This is a genomic window from Acidianus infernus, assembly GCF_009729545.1.
GTDB classification, from domain to species: domain Archaea; phylum Thermoproteota; class Thermoprotei_A; order Sulfolobales; family Sulfolobaceae; genus Acidianus; species Acidianus infernus.
Map to the genome: position 1 here is coordinate 1,620,408 of NZ_WFIY01000004.1, position 14,160 is coordinate 1,634,567.

Genomic DNA, 14,160 nt, shown 5'->3' on the forward strand with positions numbered 1-14,160 from the left:
GGAATAATGTGAAGGCATTACTTATTACTGGCAAGTTAGCTTATCCTATAGTCGAGGAAGTGGCAAAGAAGATTAAGAACGTTAAAGCTGAGGTTAAAGCTTTAAACTATCCGGTGGCCTCTTTGATGAGCGTACAATATATTCTTGAAAATATAAAAAATGAAAATCTAAAAGATTTTGATATAATTATTCTGCCTGGTTTAGTTTTTGGCGACGCTAGGATAATAGAAGAAGAAACTGGAATTAAAACGGTAAAAGGGACTGAAAACGCGTGGGATCTTCCGCTAGTTTTTGAGGCATTAAACCAAGGTATAGAATTATCTACAGTTTATCCTGCAGACAAAATTTTAGGTAAAATAAGGGCAGAAAAAGTATTGAAAACATTAGAAGAGATTGAAGAAAAACAGGAAGTAGCGTTTGAGCAAGGCATAAAAATTCCATTGAGACCACCTCCTTTTAGAGTATTTTTAGAACTAGACCCTACATGGTCTATTGAGAGAATTTTGGAAGAAATTGAGAGAACTAGGGAATTTGTTGATGTATATGTTATAGGATTTCCGGTAGGTCACAATGACCTAGACGATGTAAGAAATAAGATTAGAAAAGCTAAGGATACGGGAGTTATAGTAGGAATAGACAGTGATTCACCAAGGGAAATGATAGAAGGAATAAAAGAAGGTGCAGATTTTGTTTTTAATATAAATGAAGTAAACTATGAGAAACTTGAGGAAGTTAAGAACAATGCAGCCTTTGTTATAGCTCCTTTTAATGTTGAGAATAAATCTGAAATAGTAATTAAACTTACTAAAATACTTTCAAGTAAAGGTTTTACTAAGCTAATTTTGGACGCAGTTTTATCTCCACCTCTTCAAGGTATGGTTGATAGCTTCATAGAATATAAAAGAATAAGGGAAGCTTTACCTCAATACCCAATATTAATGGGTACCTTAAATGTTACTGAGCTATTTGACGCTGATAGCCATGGCATGAATGCGTTACTTACAGCTATTGCTGGAGAATTGGGCATTTCTTGTCTTTTAACTATGGAAAAAGGTAAAACTAAGTGGAGTTCTTGGGAAATAAAAGAGGCATCTAAGATGGTTAGTATTTCTCTAATCCAAAAAAGAGTACCTAAGGATTTAGGAATAGATTTGCTTATTTTAAAGGATAAAGTTAGATATAAGGAAGAGGAAGAAGAGCTAAAGGACTTTATTACTGTAGAGCATAACGAACCAGAAATGGATAGCGCAGGTTTTGCAAAAATTTCCTTAGTTAACGGTAAGATAGCTTTAACCTTTTATGGTAAGGACAAAATTACTCTGGTGGGAGACGAAGCCTTATCCATAGGGAGAGAATTAGTAAAGAGAGTAAATATAAGTAAACAGCACGCTGTTTATATAGGATACGAATTAGCTAAAGCTGAAATAGCTAGAAATCTAGATAAAAATTATATTCAAGATATTCCCTTATTTAAGAAGATTCATTAATGATCATTTCGGTTCCAGACGTAATTTATTTGCACAGTGGTGAATATACTATCTCGATATCAGTTTTACCTACAAAGACTGAAGGAGAAGTCATAGAAATTTTAAAATCTAGCATGAAAATTAGCGAGTGTAAAGATAAGCTTTTATGTTACCCACGTATTTTTGGCGGAATTTTCATATTCTTGAGAAAGTCAATCTTATCTAGAATTGAATTTGACGGATATTTATGTCAAGGGAAAGAGGGAGAGCTATTCGATGTGAATAAATTTCATGAAAGTCTAAAGAATGAGTTCTCTTGTTTTAAGTTTGATAATGGTAAGATTTACTGTTTTTCTAAAGTGAGAAAAGATAAAGGATGTAAACCAATAGATAATATAGGCTTAAGATTCATTGTATATTAAGGATATTCTATTATTGCATAAGAATCTTTTCCTTCATATATTTTTATTTTTATTGGCATATTTATTCTATTATATATTTCTTTAGCTAATTCAAAGCCTATATATTCTGCTGTTGGATAATCTTCTTCAATAATTTTAATCTCATTCCTGAAAGGACCAGATATTGAGATTTTTTCCAAATCCTTCTTTGGTACTATCAATTTATGATCCCATTCCTTAATGATTTTTCCTATTTCATCTTTTAATTTATTAAAATCTATTACAAATCCATTAGCTGGATTTATGTTTCCTTCAACTTCAACATTTATTATATATGTGTGTCCATGTAATTGGGAATCTCCTGGAGAAGATAAAGTGTAATGAGCGGAATCTATTGTAAATCCTTCAATCCCAATCTTAACTTTCATTTAAGGCCCTCCTGAGGTTTTTATTGAAATGCTCCCATAATGAATCTGCTAGATATTTAATTTCATCGCACAGAGATCTTATATTCTCATCATTTTTAATCTCGTCTATTAATTTAGCTATCTCATAAAGCGAGTTGAATTCATCACCTTTAGCTATCACTTTATCTTCAAAGATTATACTATTATTGCCTACTATAACGTTACCTCCTTCTTCTACAATTTTATATATAGTATAGGCAAGATTTTCCAAATTAATACGATATTTGGAGAACCTAAATTCTAGTTCTTGAAGTAATGTATTTATATTATCGTCTATTAAATTTTCTAAACTATCCAGGATTTCTAACTGTTCCTTGAAATTTTCATTATTTAATAGTTCCTTAAAATTTGAATTCCTTAAACACTCAGTATCGCATGGTATTTCAATATCTAAAATCTTAATTTTTTTACTAGGTTTAAGATTGAGGTATTCTTTTACAACATCCACAACTTTATTTATATTTGCTTAGTATTAAACTGGTATGCTAAAGTTAGTTGAGAATATTTCCTTAGATATCCTTAACTGGTACGGCGATAAGTTAAAGGGCATAATTTATGAACCTAACTATAATGCGATTTTGGTAATATTGGAAGATGTGGATAAAATTTCTCTATTTGCCAGAGGAGAGATATATAATTTCTTTTATAACAGACTTAGAAAATTGGATGAATTCAAAAAATTTGTATTAGAAAATCATAAATCGCCTAGATTATATGGTATAATCCTTTCACCTAAGGAATTATCTTATAATATACCGAAGTTGATTTACATTATTCATAAAGGTTATATTCTTTATGATCCTAAGGGATTAATTTCTAATATTCGTAAAGCTAATGTAAAAATTGTAGAAGATTATGATAAGAAAATTTTAGATTTTGGTAAAGTAAAGAAAGGTGAAGTGATAGAAATATGAACTCTAGTGCATTAGCTTCAGAGTTTTTATTACGCGGTACTAGGACGTTAAAAGAAGCTACTGAAGCTTATAATGAAGGCGATCTGTACTATACTTTAGTTAGATTAGATGAAACCCTTAATAATTTGGCCAGTGTAATTTTATCCTTATATGGAGTATATTCAGTGGATGGAGACTCCGTTAATGCTCTATCATATTTAGAAGAGACCAGAGATTTAGACCCATCATTAAAATCTTTAATTAAAGAGATTCAAGATCTAGATAGGCAACTTAGTATTACTAACTTTATTGACGAATCCTCGTTAAAATCTCCAAGTGTAGTAGTAAGAAATGCAGAAGTGAAGACAACTTTAGATAGGATAACTAAAATATTTGATAAAGTACAAGAAGTTTTTGATGAATTCCATAGTTGATTTAGACTCAGATCAATGTTCATTTGATCCTTTAGAAGCGATAGAGTATCTTAAAGATAAGAAAGAATATGTTATTTTCAAGATTTCTATGAATAATCCTTTTCTCCGAGATATAAAGAGAAAATATGTTCTACAAATAATAAAGGTTGATGGTGAGATAATATACTTCAAGATTCAATGAAGTGGATATCCTTTTATTCTAAAATTAGGGAATGGTTAAGGTTTTCATATGCTAAGGATTATTATTCGGCATCTTTACTTAATCAATTAATAGTAGAAGACTATACTTATTTACTAGAGGAAATAAAAGGTAAGGAAGTCGCAATAGTAGGCGCAGGCCCTAGCTTAACTTCTATTAAGGAAATAGACGCAGATATAATAATCTCAGCCGATGGGGCAACTAACTATTTGGTTAAAAAAGGTATAATTCCAGATATTGTAGTTACAGACCTGGATGGGATTGAAATATTTCCTGAGAAAAGTGTTTATGTAGTTTTAGCACATGGTGACAATATTGATAAAATACAAAAAGTTAAGAAAATGAAGTATGTGATAGGTACATGTCAAGTTATGCCTTTTGGTAGGTTAAAGATGTTTGGCGGATTTACTGACGGAGATAGAGCAGTTATTTTAGCAAAAATATATGGTGCTAAAAAAATTTTACTTTATGCTATGGATTTTGACTCTAACTATATCGGAAAATTTTCTAAACCTTGGTACGATACAGATGTACCCATTTCATGGATAAAGAGAGAGAAATTAAAAATCGCAAAAAATATTGTAAAAGAGGCTTTACAGCAAAGTTTATAAAATTTAAGTAGATTTATAGAGTGGTGCAAGGGATGCGTATTCTCGAATAAGGTAAGGATACTAGATACTACGTTAAGAGATGGTGAGCAAGCTCCAGGAATAGATTTCACTGTTGAACAAAAGGTAAGAATAGCAAATCAATTAGTTAAACTGGGTGTAGATGTAATAGAAGCCGGATTTCCTGCTTCTTCTGAAGGAGATTTTATTGCAACTAAGAAAATTTTGGAAGAAGTAGGAGATAAAACTGAGGTTATTGGTCTAGCTAGGGCGAATAGAAATGATATAGATAAGGTAATAGAAGCAGGACTCTCTAGTATTCATGTATTCATAGCCACTTCAGAGATACATATGAAGTATAAATTAAAAATGACAAGAGAAGAAGTTTTAGATAGAATTTATGAAAGTGTAAGCTATGCAAAATCTCACGGCCTAATTGTAGAATTTAGCCCAGAAGACGCTACCAGGTCTGATGAGGATTTCTTACTAACTGCAATAAAGACTGCCATACAAGCAGGAGCTGACAGAATAAATATTCCAGACACAGTAGGCGTAATGACGCCTTTCACTTTTTATGATTTAATTAAAAAAGTTGTTAACGTAGTTGGGGATAAGATTGTTAGTGTTCATTGTCATAACGACTTTGGTCTTGCTACAGCAAACTCTATAGCTGGTGTGGCAGCTGGCGCAAGACAAGTGCACGTTACTGTGAATGGTATAGGCGAAAGGGCAGGAAATGCTTCATTAGAAGAAGTAGTCATGGCATTAAAGAAGTTAATGCATTATGATTTAAATATAAAAACTTGGCTATTATATGAAACTAGCAAACTGGTCTCAGAATTAAGTGGAATTCCTATACCTTACTTTAAAGCTATAGTAGGTGAAAATGCATTTGGTCATGAGGCAGGGATTCACGTGCATGGAGTTATAGAAAATCCCGCAACTTATGAGCCAATATCTCCAGAAGAAGTTGGTAATTTTAGAAGATTAGCATTAGGAAAACACAGCGGAATTCACGGATTAAAGAAAATCTTAGAAGATCAAGGAATTCACCTAGATGATAATAAATTAAGAATAGTTTTAATGGAGATTAAAAAGAAGGCCGAATCTGGAGAGAAAATAAGTGCAGAAGATGCAAGGAACATAGCAATTAAGCTTTTGAACTCGTAAAATAATTTCTTTTTATGATTGAATATTTTGGTCATTCAATGTTTCTCATTGATAGAAAAATTGTCATAGATCCTCATGATGGGGGTAGTATAGGCTTACCTAAACCTAGTATTGACAAAGTTGATCTAGTTTTAATTACTCACGATCATTACGATCATAATGCTTACGAGATATTATCCTATAATGATATGAAAATGAAATATTATGGTTACATAAGCTATCAAAATTATAAGATAACCAGCTATAAGGCTTATCATGATAAAGAAAAAGGAAGAAGAAGAGGAGAGACTGCAATTTATAAGATAGAAGATTCTGAAGGCAATGTAATTGTACACTTAGGCGATTTAGGTGAATATCCTCTTAAAGAAGATCTTATTAAAGAGATTTCATCTCCTACAGTTTTAATGATTCCAGTAGGCGGTTTAATAACTATTGATTATAAAGAAGCAGCATCTCTAGTAAAGGATCTTAAGCCACAAGTAGTAATTCCAATGCATTATTGGGTTAGGGGCCATTTGATGCCATTGGATCCTGTAGATAATTTTATAAAGGAATTAGGATGGAAGGTAGTAGAAGGTAAAAAAGGTATTGAGAAAATAGAAGATAAAGAAGCAATTTATCTTCTTACAGTCTAATCTTCTCTACTCTAGCCACGGGAACTGTCTCTTTATTTACTTCGTCTTTAACTAGATTTTCTATTGCTTTCCTTATTGCTTCACTTCTATTTAATCCATATTTTATAGCATATCTGTCTAGTAGTTCTAACAAGTCTTCTTCTGCCTTAAATGTTACAACTCTCATCGTATATCCAATATATATCTTCTTAGTACTATGGTTTAAGTATTTTCTGGAGCGATAAGACTCTCTTAATATTTCAAGAGGAGTATTTCATGAGGAAGATTAATATATAAGTTTGTCATATATTTTTATTGAGTGAAAAGTACAGTGCCAACTATACATTTATCGATTCCAGAAGGAATGTACGAAGAGCTTAGAAAGAGAGCTGAAGATATGGGAATACAGATAACTGATTTAGTAAAGTTTTACATTAGACAAGGTATGGAGAAGGAGGAAGAAGGAGAAAATGTAGAGAAAAATACTGAGTGCGAGGAAAATATAGCATTTCTTGAAGCTAAAGTGGCACAGCTTGATGCAATAGTTGGAGAACTTGTGAGAAAATTAAAGAACATAGAAGACGAAGATATTGGAGAAGAGGAAGTTGAACTTAAGGAAAGAGAGGAAAATAATTAAAGCTTATCTTACATTTATCATATTGAGAAGGGTCCATGGGATAATGTCCTCGTGTACCGGGGACTTATGAACATGGATGGGTCCCCCTTTATACTTATTTTGTGATGTAGCAGGGACGAACTGAAGAATGAAGAAAAACTAAAAAACTGAAAATTACATCGAAATTAACGTTACTGTTCTAATTATGGAAGAATTTCTTCGTATTTGGTTAATTGTCTTATTTAATTCATTTAAGTCAGGTGCTTCTACTTCTACTACAACATCATATTCTCCATATACTGGCGTAGCATCTTTTACTCCGTTTAGTTTTTTAACGTCATTTACTACATCCAATTCTTTTCCTATACTTGTTATTAATAAAATATATGCTTTTACATTTCCCATAATATATATTTAGTAAGCGATAATAAAAAATCTTATTTTAATAATAGCCTTTCAGAGTCAAGAAATCTGGATGCTAGTAATAATAAGAATATTGATGCTAGCAATGTTATTGATATAGAGAATATGGATTCTTCTATCAAACCAAATACATAGAACATTATTGAGGCAACTAATTGAACGTAAGGAATTCCAAGAATTAATGATAAAGGATAAGATAAGTCTCCAAAGTTTAAGAATAATGAAGAGAACGAGGCTATCATTCCAAAGCTAGTTATTATAAAGTTTATAATTTGGACGTTCCTACTCGACCCGCCTAGTAATAAAAGCACTATAATGCTCATTGAAGCTGTAAGTAATATCATAGTAAGATAGACTATTATCACTAGGATAGCAAAAGTTGCACTAAAAGTTATACTTTCCCCTATTATATAGGGAGCAAATAGAGAGAATACAACTAAACCTATTAAATCCCCTATAGACGATATTAAGCCTAATATTATTGAGATTATTAGTTTTGAGAAAATAAAGGCTCTAGAAGAAATGGGTGATGCAAGAAGAGACTCTAGAGTTTTTCTCTCTTTTTCGCCCATAATACTATCGCTAACAAAGAATATTACCGGTGTAGCAGCAGGGAATAAAATAATTGCAACTATTCTTGCTAGTTGAGAGAATTGACTTTGTTGGTAAGATGCCTGCTCGCCAGTAGGCAATTTATAAAGTAGTGCAACTTCTAAAGGATCTCTAATTATTGAAGGGGATACTTCAGTATGAGATATATTCTCTAGGTACTTTATTCTCTGAATTGAAGTATTATATAGAATATTATATAACCCATTCTCAACAAGTTGTAAGGCAGATGACCTCGAAGATATTACGTACGATATATAAACTATGGCTGTTCTATTTATGTTTGATATATTTTCATAAAAGCAGGATGGAAATATAACTTCTACATCTGCAGGTTGCGTAGAATTTATGTAGACTATTCCACCATTACTTTGGATATAACTACATAATTCCTTTACATATTTTATATTATCGTAATTATCGTTTATTATATCTATAATAGGCGGTTGGGAAACTATTGCTGCAAATAGAATTACTCCAATTAAAGGTAATAATATTAAGGGCAATAGTATAGAGCCAAGTAGAAGTTTCCTATCTCTCTTTACATCAGTCCATTCCTTTTTTATTAAATCTTTCATCAAATTTTACCACCCGTTGCTACAAGGAAAGCTTCCTCTAGATTTTTTACTCCAAGTTTATTTACAATCTCCTTTGGAGTTCCACTGGCTATTATTTCCCCATGATTAAGCAATACTATCTCGTCGCAAAGGTACTCTACTTCTAGCATATTATGTGACGAAAGTATTATAGTTGTTTCCCCTTTCATTTCTCTTATTAATTTTCTAATCTTTACTGACGATTCTACGTCTAAGGCTGAAGTTGGTTCATCTAAAATAGCTACTTTTGGCATGACCATTAATGTTCTGGCTATCATTAGTCTCCTTTTCATTCCTCTACTATACTCCTGAGTTTTATCATAAATTCTATCTCCTAAATCAGCAATTTGTATTCCTTTTTCTAGGAATTCTTCAAATTCATCTTTATTTTTGGCATAAATCTTAGCATAAAATTCTAGATTCTCTAAGCCTGTTAATCTATCATAAGGAAATGCGTCTTCTGGCATATATGAAATGTAACCTTTTTCTCTAGCTTTTGTTGGGGGCAATCCTAATATATTAACTTCTCCTTGGTAATGCCTTATTATTCCTGCTAATACTCTTAATGTTGTAGTTTTTCCTGCACCATTCGGTCCAATTATCCCAAATATAATATTTTTAGGCACTCTGAACGTTAATCCTTTAAGAATCTCTTTATTGCCAAAACTCTTCCTAAGGTTAGTAACACTTACTGCTATTTCTTCCATCGTCATACTGTTTACATTCTTCTAAACTGATAATATATTTCTTTACCGAATATCAATGAATGATTGGAGGAGTAAGAGACAGAACTACTGAAGCTTTATTGAGGTTCGGAGAGAGATGCAAACTCATTCTAAAGGCTGCTATATCTATTGCCGAAAGTAATGATAAAAAAGAGCTTGGGGATTTTGATTATAAAACTCTTGTAGAGAAGTTGCAAGAAGTAGGATTAGATAAAGATCCTAAAATGATATTACGAGCTTTAGAAAGAGATTATGGTATAATTGAAACTACCTATAAATCAGCAAATCAGCATTGGTGGAGGTTTATTAACATTGAGGAAGTGAAAGAAGCTATAGGAGACGAAATAGAGGACCCAGAGATTCAGTTAATCAAAATTCAAGCAAATAGCTTAAATTTGGCAGAGTTAGAAAGAAAATTAAGATTTATGCTTAATAAACCAGTTTTATCTGAAGTTGATAGGGCATTATTTAAAAAAATTGCCTTTGATGAATTAAATTACGTTATGGAAGTATATAGGAAAGCTTCAATGTATGAGGAAACTTACGATATTGCAGAAAAGATTAAGACTATATTGGCTTTAGCTACTAAAGTATCAATGAAAATTGGTAAAAACTATGTACAAAATAGGGTTAATGACCTAGTAGATCCTCAGAAAGAGCCTCAAGCCTACTTGAAATGAATTTAATTGCCTCTGCTAAGTTCTTCTTATTATCGAAATTCTTAACAATCTCTTCTAATTCTACCTTATCTTTAGACCTAAGTTCCTTTACTTTCTTTACTAAAAGTGGAATAGCTCTAGTAATATTATCAACAATAGTAATAGAAGCGGCCATTGAAGTTCTTGATAAAGGATTTAGATCTATTGCTATAACCTTCTTATTCATTCTTACTAATGCTTCAGTTCTATCTCCATCCTCTAAACCCAAGAGTACTACGTCTGCTATATAAATTCCTTTCTTGCTGACTTTTCTTCTCTCACTAAAAAGCTCTGGAATAGTCGTTAAATCGTCATCTCCTAATACTTCTTTAGCTCCAGCATTCTCTAGAGCTTTCTTTATCGCCTTTACTCTTTTTTCATCTCTATAAAACAAATTTATCTCAATTTTACAATTTATCTCATTTGACAGATCTACAATATCCTTAGCTACGAGAGCTGCCATATTTCCATTAACTGAAATAACTGGGTATTTAGCTAGTAAAAGAGTAGCCGCTGCGGCGTTTATCGCGTTTTCAGCGAAAACTTGTGTTTTCTCCCCTATTAGGTAATCGAAGCATTCTCCTCTCCCATGAGCAATTAATCCTTGAGGTACAAGTATGTCATTTTCAAGTGCTTCCACTAATTTTTCCCTAACTAGAAGAGATTCTCTTCTTGGATGATTAAGGGGTATTAAATTACGTATGCCCCTTTCATTGCGGGCTTGTGTATTGTCCATCCTTCTTCACACTCGTCAAGTCTAACTATTATACCTTTCTTTCTAAATGATTTTTTATAAGGAGAATGAAACCCTAATTCTTCAGTAAATTTTCTTGCTACTTCAAAGAACTTGTCTATTGTTCTCTCTTTAAGGAATTGTTGAATATAAAATAGCGCACTTTCTGAATTTTTAAGTAATGAGGTAGTAGGTAATTTTTCTAGAGGCTTGCTGCACACTGGTCTCCAATCTATTTTTATTGTTTCAACTTCACCATAAATACCAGGAGTCTTTCTGTAAACTAAACCTCCTCCAACATATTGTGAAATTACGTCTCCTAGGCCGTTTTTATTTATTACTTCGCTTTCATGAGCTATTTTTATTGCTTCTCTTTCTATAATGCCAAAAATTTCTGAGGCTCCTAAAGCATAAGCTAGACTTATGCTTCCACTTAATCCATATCCAAAGCCTAAAGGAACCTCTGATTTGATTTCTAAATGTAAATTTCCTAGATTATTCTTAAGAAAATCTAAGTTCGGGAAGTCAATCTTTTTCCCATTAAGTATAATTTCTGCATTCCCTCTCTTTATTTCTACTCTAGAATAAGGTTCGAGTACCATGGTTAAGCCTATAGATCCAGATTTATCTGGATTATTTGAAAAAACTGGATACCATACTCCAGAAATACTTAATGGAACCATAACTTCTAGCATATTGGACTTTTTTGGAATAAGTAATATATATCTTTGATTAGTAAGTATAGGTGATAAAATTGCTATTAGATTCATCAATATTTAGTCGAGCAATTATTACATTTGATATCTCATCATTGAAAAAATTTATGACTACAGATGAAAAAGAAGTTGTAGTTGGTAATTTGACTTCAATGTCTGGAGAGATTTTGAGCTACCTAAATCCAAAACCAATAAAAGCTGCAACTAAATTACCTGATGGATCTTATTATAAGATAATAGGAAAAAAATACGGGATGACTTATGCTGAAGTTCCAGCTGGACTCACCTTTGAAGAATTAATAGAAAGATTGAAGTTAGAAAATTTATTTCCAGCTATATTTCCCCTTTATTTGAAAGGGACTATAGGCGGATTTATATCTACTAATGGGTCTGGATTTGGAAGTTATAAATATGGTTTTGTAAAGTATAAAATTCCAGTTTATGAGCTAAAAGATAAGGATACTGCAGTAGTTGGTTTAGTTAATTATTCTGAGTTAATAGAATTAGATCAAGAAAGTCCTTTTGCCTGGTCAGCTGTAATTTTTCCAACAGAAAATATTGTCAAATATTACGTTCCATCTTTTTATTCTTCTGTCACGGGAAAAGGTAAAGTAGTATCTTTAGAAAAGGTAATTAATGATATATATAGCGGTGTTAAATCTATCTTAAAAAGAGACTATATTCCAGTCTGCTTAAGGGCCTCTGAGTATTCTATATTGATCCAATCTCCCATTGAAAGCAAGTTAGGGTATATAATTAATTATAATTCTCCTTCAAAATTTTATGTAATATGTGGTAATATAAAGAGAGATAATTTAGATAAATTATTTGATTTTTTGAAGAAGAATCCTTCCGTATACCCTTTTCCTTCGTTACAAGAATATAAGGAGATTCATAAGTTTATCTTATCAAAATATAAAAAAGAGATAAAAGTTCCAAAAAACTTGGAAAAAATCAAGTCGCAATATTTGGATGCCGTACAATGCGTTAATTGCGGGCTATGTCTTGATAAATGCCTAGCATATAACACTACTAAAAATATTATTTACTCACCAGTAGGAAAAATAAATAGACTATTAACAGGAGTTACGGATTTTGAATATTGCTTTGGATGTAAGAACGAAGATGATTATTGTCCTGTAGGAATTAAGATTTCTGAACTAACTGAGGTTTTACCACAATTAAGCAGGTATAAAGATAAGATTTCTATACCTATAGATAGAGTACCGAGTAGATTAAAGGAGTTAGAGGCTCGACTTGATTCCAAATATAAGAGTTATCCAGTATACTTATTGTTTGTAGGCTGTGCAGCAAAATATGATCCTTTAGGTTTAGAAGGCTTTATGAATTTTCTTTTAGAGAAAGGAGAGGAATTGAAAGATTTCTCTCCTAGAGTAAAGCTTCTTGATAATGAATGCTGCGGTTTTGACAAATATATAACAGGCGATATAGAAGGAGCTAAGAGTGACGTTTCTAAAATTGTTGACATAAAAAATAAGCTAGGTGCACAAAAGGTGTATTTTCTTTGCCCGGAAGGTTTGTATGTTTATAATTCTTTATCTGGTGAGAAAGGAATTTTGGCATATGAGGTCATTAAGCCTTACGTTAAAGAGAAAGTGTATCTAGGTTGTTGGGCAAAGAAATTAGGTTTTGAAGGTGAAGAACATGAATGCGCTGGCTTATTATTTACGTCGTATAAGGGTGCTCAACTACCTTTATTTAAAAAGAATATAATAACAATTTGTCCATTCTCAACGTGGAAATTTTCTACCCAATCCGTATATTCTCTATTTAAAAAAGGGGAGAATTTAAAGGCGGAGGATAAAACCATCTTCGAATTTTCCGATCAATTATTTACTGATTATGTAATTTCATCTTTGAAGAATGGCGTTTTAGCGTCTGTTGACGATATCGCTGATAAGACAATAAATTGGATTATGGGTGGTAAGAATTACTTTATACTTCTGATAATACCTATAATTAGAAAAAGGTTTTCTTCTCTTTTAGTCTCATCATTATCAGAAAATAAGGAACTTGTAAATTCTTTGAAAACTTTATCTGAAAATAAATTACTAATGGAGGATAAAATTAGGAAAGTTGTAGATATAGTTAATTCATATAATTTTACTGAGCTTGTTAGCGATTTAATAGTAAAGATATCTAATTCTCCTAGACTGGAATACGAAGCTAAGAAAATCATAGAGTCGGAAGATTATAAAAAAGCGTTAGAAGAAGTGATAAAGAAAGTAATTGTAGATAGAGTACTAGAAGATATTATACAAGAAGTCATCTATAGTTAGTTGTCAGCTTATATTTTTTGTCTTTCCAGTCAAAATATATTAGTCCAGATCTTTTAAGAAGAATAAATAGAGGTACTAATCTTTTAGGAATTTTATCTTCTATATTTTCTTCTTCCTTATATATAGAAAATAATGATAATAGCAGCTCAATTGTATCCTTAAATGTTACTATAGATCTTTCGTCATCAAAAGGTATCTTTACTAAATTGGGATGTGCATTAATTGAAATATTTTGATTATTCATTATTACGTATCCTTTATCTAGAATTTCATCAGTTAATGATTTCTTAAATTGTTCCTTTACATTATAAGTTAACGTATGTAAGTTTTCATTATTGTTATTACGATCCTCATAATACGAATCCCCATTTATTATTTTGAGCATAAAATCCTCAACTTCTTTAATATCATCGTCTGTTATTTCGAACTTTCCTGGCCATTTATCCTCTTGAAGTTCTCTTGACGACATTTATAATTTTTAAGAGAAATATG

The 14,160-nt window shown here is 31.6% G+C and carries 20 protein-coding genes; 11 read left to right on the plus strand and 9 right to left on the minus strand.

Annotation, left to right across the window (positions count from 1 at the left end):
* Window positions 1–8 precede the first annotated feature (8 nt).
* Together D1867_RS09365 and D1867_RS09370 are read left to right on the plus strand one after the other, a co-directional pair.
* Window positions 9–1,487: a dihydropteroate synthase-like protein gene (locus D1867_RS09365; RefSeq protein WP_420809294.1), complete on the plus strand. Its 1,479-nt coding sequence runs from the start codon at window positions 9–11 to the stop codon at window positions 1,485–1,487.
* Entirely contained in the window at window positions 1,487–1,888 is a 402-nt protein-coding gene (locus D1867_RS09370; protein ID WP_155863901.1) for a hypothetical protein, read from the plus strand. Before D1867_RS09365 ends, D1867_RS09370 begins: the two co-directional genes overlap by 1 nt.
* On the opposite strand, the gene D1867_RS09375 is transcribed toward D1867_RS09370, so the two are convergent.
* Window positions 1,885–2,295: a 6-pyruvoyl trahydropterin synthase family protein gene (locus D1867_RS09375; RefSeq protein WP_013776993.1), complete on the minus strand. Its 411-nt coding sequence runs from the start codon at window positions 2,293–2,295 to the stop codon at window positions 1,885–1,887. The two genes, D1867_RS09370 and D1867_RS09375, sit on opposite strands and share 4 nt — an antisense overlap.
* A complete protein-coding gene (locus D1867_RS09380; protein WP_240872213.1) occupies window positions 2,285–2,782 on the minus strand; it encodes a hypothetical protein in 498 nt (165 codons plus the stop codon). Before D1867_RS09380 ends, D1867_RS09375 begins: the two co-directional genes overlap by 11 nt.
* 34 nt (window positions 2,783–2,816) lie before the next feature.
* On the opposite strand from D1867_RS09380, the gene D1867_RS09385 reads away from it, so the two are divergent.
* Genes D1867_RS09385 through D1867_RS09410 form a run of 6 tightly spaced genes read left to right on the plus strand, consistent with a single transcriptional unit; the run spans window position 2,817 to window position 6,273 of the window.
* Window positions 2,817–3,248, plus strand: coding sequence for a hypothetical protein (locus D1867_RS09385; RefSeq protein ID WP_155863902.1), 432 nt, complete (start codon window positions 2,817–2,819; stop codon window positions 3,246–3,248).
* Window positions 3,245–3,661, plus strand: coding sequence for a hypothetical protein (locus tag D1867_RS09390; RefSeq protein WP_155863903.1), 417 nt, complete (start codon window positions 3,245–3,247; stop codon window positions 3,659–3,661). Before D1867_RS09385 ends, D1867_RS09390 begins: the two co-directional genes overlap by 4 nt.
* The gene (locus D1867_RS09395; RefSeq protein WP_155863904.1) at window positions 3,645–3,842 is read left to right on the plus strand and encodes a hypothetical protein; all 198 of its coding nucleotides are present in this window, start codon (window positions 3,645–3,647) and stop codon (window positions 3,840–3,842) included. Before D1867_RS09390 ends, D1867_RS09395 begins: the two co-directional genes overlap by 17 nt.
* A gap of 5 nt (window positions 3,843–3,847) precedes the next feature.
* A complete protein-coding gene (locus D1867_RS09400; RefSeq protein WP_373468895.1) occupies window positions 3,848–4,471 on the plus strand; it encodes a 6-hydroxymethylpterin diphosphokinase MptE-like protein in 624 nt (207 codons plus the stop codon).
* Window positions 4,472–4,528: 57 nt separating this feature from the next.
* The gene (locus tag D1867_RS09405; RefSeq protein ID WP_420809295.1) at window positions 4,529–5,638 is read left to right on the plus strand and encodes an isopropylmalate synthase; all 1,110 of its coding nucleotides are present in this window, start codon (window positions 4,529–4,531) and stop codon (window positions 5,636–5,638) included.
* Between the two features lie 14 nt (window positions 5,639–5,652).
* Window positions 5,653–6,273 (plus strand): MBL fold metallo-hydrolase, encoded by a 621-nt coding sequence (locus D1867_RS09410; protein WP_155863906.1) that lies wholly within the window; start codon window positions 5,653–5,655, stop codon window positions 6,271–6,273.
* Here the strand turns inward: D1867_RS09410 and D1867_RS09415 are convergent.
* Window positions 6,263–6,439, minus strand: coding sequence for an aCcr1 family cell cycle regulator (locus D1867_RS09415; protein WP_013776985.1), 177 nt, complete (start codon window positions 6,437–6,439; stop codon window positions 6,263–6,265). The genes D1867_RS09410 and D1867_RS09415 overlap by 11 nt on opposite strands.
* 144 nt (window positions 6,440–6,583) lie before the next feature.
* Here D1867_RS09415 and D1867_RS09420 point away from each other — a divergent pair, with 144 nt between their 5' ends.
* Window positions 6,584–6,889 (plus strand): hypothetical protein, encoded by a 306-nt coding sequence (locus tag D1867_RS09420; protein WP_338078123.1) that lies wholly within the window; start codon window positions 6,584–6,586, stop codon window positions 6,887–6,889.
* 153 nt (window positions 6,890–7,042) lie between these two features.
* Here the strand turns inward: D1867_RS09420 and D1867_RS09425 are convergent, their stop codons facing one another.
* Genes D1867_RS09425 through D1867_RS09435 form a run of 3 tightly spaced genes read right to left on the minus strand, consistent with a single transcriptional unit; the run spans window position 7,043 to window position 9,209 of the window.
* On the minus strand, window positions 7,043–7,273 hold the full coding sequence (locus tag D1867_RS09425; protein WP_013776983.1) for an Lrp/AsnC ligand binding domain-containing protein: 231 nt from the start codon (window positions 7,271–7,273) through the stop codon (window positions 7,043–7,045).
* Between the two features lie 32 nt (window positions 7,274–7,305).
* Entirely contained in the window at window positions 7,306–8,481 is a 1,176-nt protein-coding gene (locus tag D1867_RS09430) for an ABC transporter permease (RefSeq protein ID WP_170283911.1), read from the minus strand.
* Window positions 8,478–9,209, minus strand: coding sequence for an ABC transporter ATP-binding protein (locus tag D1867_RS09435; RefSeq protein ID WP_155863908.1), 732 nt, complete (start codon window positions 9,207–9,209; stop codon window positions 8,478–8,480). Before D1867_RS09435 ends, D1867_RS09430 begins: the two co-directional genes overlap by 4 nt.
* A 53-nt stretch (window positions 9,210–9,262) precedes the next feature.
* On the opposite strand from D1867_RS09435, the gene D1867_RS09440 reads away from it, so the two are divergent.
* On the plus strand, window positions 9,263–9,901 hold the full coding sequence (locus D1867_RS09440; RefSeq protein ID WP_155863909.1) for a hypothetical protein: 639 nt from the start codon (window positions 9,263–9,265) through the stop codon (window positions 9,899–9,901).
* Here D1867_RS09440 and D1867_RS09445 read toward each other — a convergent pair.
* On the minus strand, window positions 9,852–10,655 hold the full coding sequence (locus D1867_RS09445; RefSeq protein ID WP_155863910.1) for a 4-phosphopantoate--beta-alanine ligase: 804 nt from the start codon (window positions 10,653–10,655) through the stop codon (window positions 9,852–9,854). The two genes, D1867_RS09440 and D1867_RS09445, sit on opposite strands and share 50 nt — an antisense overlap.
* On the minus strand, window positions 10,610–11,347 hold the full coding sequence (locus D1867_RS09450; RefSeq protein WP_155863911.1) for a pantoate kinase: 738 nt from the start codon (window positions 11,345–11,347) through the stop codon (window positions 10,610–10,612). The genes D1867_RS09445 and D1867_RS09450 overlap by 46 nt, the downstream gene beginning before the upstream one ends.
* A gap of 50 nt (window positions 11,348–11,397) precedes the next feature.
* Here D1867_RS09450 and D1867_RS09455 point away from each other — a divergent pair, with 50 nt between their 5' ends.
* Complete coding sequence (locus D1867_RS09455) at window positions 11,398–13,668, plus strand: FAD-binding protein (protein WP_338078024.1); 2,271 nt, start codon at window positions 11,398–11,400, stop codon at window positions 13,666–13,668.
* On the opposite strand, the gene D1867_RS09460 is transcribed toward D1867_RS09455, so the two are convergent.
* Window positions 13,655–14,137, minus strand: coding sequence for a hypothetical protein (locus D1867_RS09460; protein ID WP_155863913.1), 483 nt, complete (start codon window positions 14,135–14,137; stop codon window positions 13,655–13,657). The genes D1867_RS09455 and D1867_RS09460 overlap by 14 nt on opposite strands.
* Between the last annotated feature and the right edge of the window lie 23 nt (window positions 14,138–14,160).